This is a genomic window from Egibacteraceae bacterium (assembly GCA_040905805.1).
GTDB lineage: Bacteria > Actinomycetota > Nitriliruptoria > Euzebyales > Egibacteraceae > DATLGH01.
Map to the genome: position 1 here is coordinate 4,160 of JBBDQS010000036.1, position 4,693 is coordinate 8,852.

The 4,693-nt window shown below is 73.5% G+C and carries 4 protein-coding genes; all 4 read left to right on the forward strand.

All coding sequences use genetic code 11. The annotated features are described in order from the left end of the window. Positions 1–255 precede the first annotated feature (255 nt). The 4 genes from WD250_04965 (at position 256) to WD250_04980 (ending at position 4,302) form a co-directional block, all read left to right on the forward strand. A complete protein-coding gene (locus WD250_04965; protein MEX2619551.1) occupies positions 256–1,599 on the forward strand; it encodes a rhodanese-like domain-containing protein in 1,344 nt (447 codons plus the stop codon). Continuing rightward, complete coding sequence (locus WD250_04970) at positions 1,596–2,867, forward strand: MFS transporter (protein MEX2619552.1); 1,272 nt, start codon at positions 1,596–1,598, stop codon at positions 2,865–2,867. Before WD250_04965 ends, WD250_04970 begins: the two co-directional genes overlap by 4 nt. Before the next feature lie 173 nt (positions 2,868–3,040). Beyond that, positions 3,041–3,862 carry a methyltransferase domain-containing protein gene (locus WD250_04975; GenBank protein MEX2619553.1) on the forward strand — a complete coding sequence of 274 codons (822 nt, stop codon included), beginning with the start codon at positions 3,041–3,043 and terminating at the stop codon, positions 3,860–3,862. Positions 3,863–4,128: 266 nt separating this feature from the next. Next, positions 4,129–4,302, forward strand: coding sequence for a hypothetical protein (locus WD250_04980; protein ID MEX2619554.1), 174 nt, complete (start codon positions 4,129–4,131; stop codon positions 4,300–4,302). The last annotated feature ends 391 nt before the right edge of the window (positions 4,303–4,693 follow it).

Genomic DNA, 4,693 nt, shown 5'->3' on the forward strand with positions numbered 1-4,693 from the left:
CGGGCTCCACCGTGCGCTCGCCCTGGGCGAGCAGGTCCACGATCTCCACCCGACGTCCCGACGCGAGCGCCCGGGCCAGCGTCGAGAACGCGTCGAACAGCTCGTCCTTCGCCTGCCGCCGGTCCTTCCCTGCCGCCATCACCCCTCCTCGCCTCGCACCCTACCACGCTGTTCAAGGATTCCTTTGACAAATGATACGTGACACGCCATGCTCTGCTCAAGGAGACGTTTGAGTAGTAGGGAGGGGTGAGGCGCGTGGATGTGGTGCCGCTTCTCGACGAGGGGCTGGGCAACAGGTCCTACGTGGTCGACCTCGGCGACGGGGGCGCGCTGGTGGTGGACCCCCAGCGGGACCCGCGTCCCTACCTCGACCAGCTGGAGCGGTGGGGTCTGGCGGCGCGGTTCGTCGTCGAGACGCATCTGCACGCCGACTTCGTCTCTGGCGGCCGGGAGCTCGCCGCGGTCGGTGCGCAGCTGCTCGCGCCGGCGGGCAGCGAGCTGGCGTTCGCGCACCGCCAGCTGCGTGACGGCGACGAGCTCGACGTCGGCGGGTTGACCCTGCGCGTGATCGCCACGCCGGGCCACACCCCCGAGCACCTGGCCTACCTCCTGCTCGACGGTCCGCGGCCCGTGGCGCTGTTCTCGGGTGGGACGTTGATGGCCGGCGGCGTGGCGCGCACCGACCTGCTCTCGTCCGAGCAGACCGTACCGCTGGCGCGGGCGGCGTACCGGTCGATCACCCAGCGGCTGTTCGCGCTGCCCGACGAGCTGGTCGTGTACCCGACGCACGGCGGCGGCTCGTTCTGCTCTGCCGCGCCCGGTGGCGAGCGGACCACCACGATCGGACACGCGCGCGCGGCGAACCCGCTGCTCGCCGGCGGGGCGGACGAGGACACCTTCCTCGCCCGGCTCCTCGGCGGCCTCGGCTCCTACCCGCCGTACTTCCGGGAGTTGCGCGCGGTCAACCGGTCCGGCACGGCGGTGCACGGGCCCACCCCCCCGGCGCTGCCGCGGCTACCCGTGGAGGAGGTCGACGCCGCGGTCGCCGAAGGCGCCGAGGTCGTGGACGTCCGCGGCATCGAGGCGTTCGCCGCGGGACACCTGCCGGGCTCGCTGTCGATCCCGTGGCGGGCGCAGTTCGCGACCTGGCTGGGCTGGCTGGTGCGCCGTGACCGCCCGGTGGTGTTCGTCGTCGACGCCACCGTCGACCGCGACGACCTGGTGTGGGCGGCGCTGGCCATCGGCTACGAGCGGCTCGCCGGTGAGCTGGCCGGTGGGGTCGACGCCTGGCGGGGCGCCGGCCGCGACCTCGCCGGCACGCCGCTGGTGGACTCCGACGGTGCCGGGCAGCGGCAGGTCGTCGACATCCGCCAGCGCGCGGAGCACGACGCCGGCCACGTCCCCGGCGCGGTCCACGTCGAGCTCGGCAGCCTCGCCGCGCAGGTCGATGCGGTGCCGGGCGGGCCGGTGCTGATCCACTGCGGCCACGGGGAGCGGGCGATGTCCGCCGCGAGCCTGCTGGAGCGCGCCGGGCGGCGTGACGTGGCCGTCCTGGCCGGCGGTCCCGACGAGCTCCGCGAGTCGCAGGACAGCCGGTGACCCGCCTGGTTGCGCGCGCGCCGGTGCGCCTGGGGCTCTGGGAGAACCTGCCGCAGTTCCTCCTGCTGGTCGGGGTCAACGCGCTGGTCGGCGGGATGGTCGGCCAGGAGCGCACCGTCCTGCCGCTGCTCGCCGAGACCGAGTTCGGCCTGACCGCCTACACCGCGATGCTCACGTTCATCGCTGCCTTCGGGATGACCAAGGCCGTCGTGAACTACTTCGCGGGCACGCTCGCGGACCGCTTCGGCCGCAAACCGGTGCTGCTGACCGGCTGGCTGTTCGCCGTGCCCGTCCCGTTCCTGCTGATCGGGGCACCCAGCTGGGGGTGGGTGGTGTTCGCCAACGTCCTGCTCGGCGTCAACCAGGGGCTGGCCTGGTCGGTCACGGTCATCATGAAGATCGACCTCGTCGGGCCGACCCGCCGGGGCACGGCGATGGGCTTCAACGAGGCGGCCGGCTACGGCGCCGTGGCCCTGGCCGCGTGGGCGACCGGCGCGATCGCCCAGACGGCCGGGCTGCGCCCCGCCCCGTTCCTGCTCGGCCTCGCGTTCGCCGCCCTGGGCCTGGGCCTGTCGGCGGGGTTCGTCCGCGAGACCGCCGGCCACGTGGCCCACGAGGCCGTCAACCACACCGCCGCCCCCGGCCGCCCCGGCGGAGACCTCACCAGCCGCCAGGTGTTCGCGCTGGCCACGTGGCGGGACCGGTCGCTGTCCGCCGCCTCGCAGGCTGGGCTGGTGAACAATCTCAACGAGGGCATGGCCTGGGGTCTGTTCCCGATCTTCTTCGCCGCCGGCGGCGCCGACCTGGCCACCGTCGGGCTGCTCACGGCTATCGCCCCCGCCGTGTGGGGCGTCGGTCAGCTGGGCACCGGCGCGCTGTCGGACCGTGTCGGGCGCAAATGGCTGATCGCCGGCGGGCAACTCGTCGAGGCCGGTGGGCTGCTCGTCATCGCCCTGGGCGACACCGCGGCCGTCTGGGCGGCGGGCAGCGCAGTGTTCGGCGCCGGGACAGCGATGGCCTACCCGACGCTGCTCGCCGCCGTCGGTGACGTCGCCCACCCCCGCTGGCGCGGCGCCGCGGTCGGGGTGTACCGGCTGTGGCGCGACATCGGCTTCGCCGTCGGCGCGATACTCGCCGGTGGCCTCGCCGACGCCTACACGATTCCCACCGCCATCGTGGTCGTCGCCGCGATCACCGCCGCTAGCGGGGTCGACGTCGCCGGACGCATGCGCGAAACCCACCCGCGAACCGCGCCCCATGCCGCCTAGATCATGGCCTAGAAACAGGATGTTCAAATAATCTCTTGACAAGCGGCGCCCCGCCTGGTACTTTGTTCAAAGCATCGTTTGAGATACACGGATGGGGGCGGGGTGGGCATGGGCGTCGAGGGTGGACCAGGGCCCGGCGCCGGCGGCCACCGCTCCCCGAGGGGAGCTGCGACATGACCGCGACGAGCCCGGCCCCGACCCGGCTGAGCCCCGACCAGATCCGCGAGCTCGACCCCTACGCGCTCATGGGGCTGCTCGGCAAGCGCGTCATCCACCCCGGGGGCCGGCGGGCGACCGAGCAGCTGCTGGACTGGGCGGCCATCACCGCCGGCGAGCGCGTGCTCGACGCCGGCTGCGGCGTGGCGACCACCGCCATCGAGGTCGCCCGCCGCCATGACGCTACCGTGACGGCGCTCGACCTCGCTCCGCTGATGCTGGAACGCGCCCGCCGCAACGTGGAGAAGGCCAGCCTTGCCGAGCGGATCGAGATCGCCGCGGGCGACATCCAGGATCTGCCCTACCCCGACGCGACGTTTGACTGCGTCCTCGCCGAGGCGGTCACGATGTTCGTCGACCGCCCCCGCGCCGCCCGCGAGCTCGTGCGCGTCTGCCGGCCAGGCGGGCGGGTCCTGGCCACCGAGTTCTTCTGGCTGCGACCACCGACCGAGGAGGCGCGGCGAATCTTCCTCGGTGAGGTGTGCCCCGGTCTGTCGTTCGACTCGGTCGAGGACTGGGAGCAGCTGTACGCCGACGGGGGGCTCACCGATGTCCGCAGCACCACGGGGGCGTTCGACATGCTGACCGTGCGTGGCTTCGTTCGCGACGAGGGGCTCGCGGGGAGCCTGCGCTTCCTCGCTCAGGCCGCCACCAGAGCGTCCGCGCTCCGCAAGCTCGCCTGGCTCATGCCGCGCATGGCCCGTGCGGTGCCCTACCTCGGCTACATCGTCGTCGCCGGCGTCACCCGTCGGGTCGCAGCGCACGGGCCGCCTGGATGAGCGGGCGGACGAGCGAGGAGACACGACACCGTGAGCGTGGTGCGGGCTGTTCCTCACGGTCCTGGGACCGGCCGGCGCGGTGCGCGGGGCTGCGGCCTTCGCCCTGTTCGGGGTTGCCGCCCTGTTCATTGCTCCGCCGGTGGGACTGTTCGCGCTGGCGGCGGCCGCTCTGCCCCTGGTGTCGGTGCTGTGCCTGTGCCTGTGCCCCCCAGCGGACCGAGCGGCCCGGCCTGCAGTCGCGGGGTGGGGCGGAGCGATGTGGTCGCATGGGCCGGGCCGGGCGTGTCAGCCACGTCGTGGTGTGGCGCCGCGGACCACTGATCGCCCACGTGGCGGTCGGTGGCGACGAGACGCTCGCGCAGATCCTGCTCGGCCACGCCACCCAGGTCGCCGACCTCCGCCTCCACCACCTGCTCGCCTCGATGGCGCGCGGGGCGTGAGCCTGCGCGACGCATCGGGGTCGTCGGGGGGGTCCTGTGGCGGTGGCTCGGGACGGTCGAGCTCCCGGTCGTGCTCGCCGACCAGACCGCTCAGCCCTTCGGGCCTCCACCGCGCTTGCGACGCAGGTTGGGGCTGGTGTAGTGCAGCTACTCGTCGGTAGATCCAGGCCGACGGACATAGTTGTCTCGGAGCCGAGATCTACCCGCGGGTAGCCGGGCGCGCTCAGGGTGCGCCATTTGCCGCTAGGTGCTCGAGCAGCGCATCCAGCGCCTCCCGGGGTGAGGCCTGGTGTGCACCGACGTGGACGTCGGCGCCGGCGCGGACCGCTCGGCGGTGAGCTGGGCCGCCCGCAAGCAGCACACCATCGACGCGCTGGCCGACGCGGACCCG

What these genes read in the sequence shown, in the direction of transcription:
- WD250_04980 (MEX2619554.1), top strand. Translation starts at nt 4,129, where the DNA reads ATGGGCCGGGCCGGGCGTGTCAGCCACGTCGTGGTGTGGCGCCGCGGA.
- WD250_04975 (MEX2619553.1), top strand. Translation starts at nt 3,041, where the DNA reads ATGACCGCGACGAGCCCGGCCCCGACCCGGCTGAGCCCCGACCAGATC.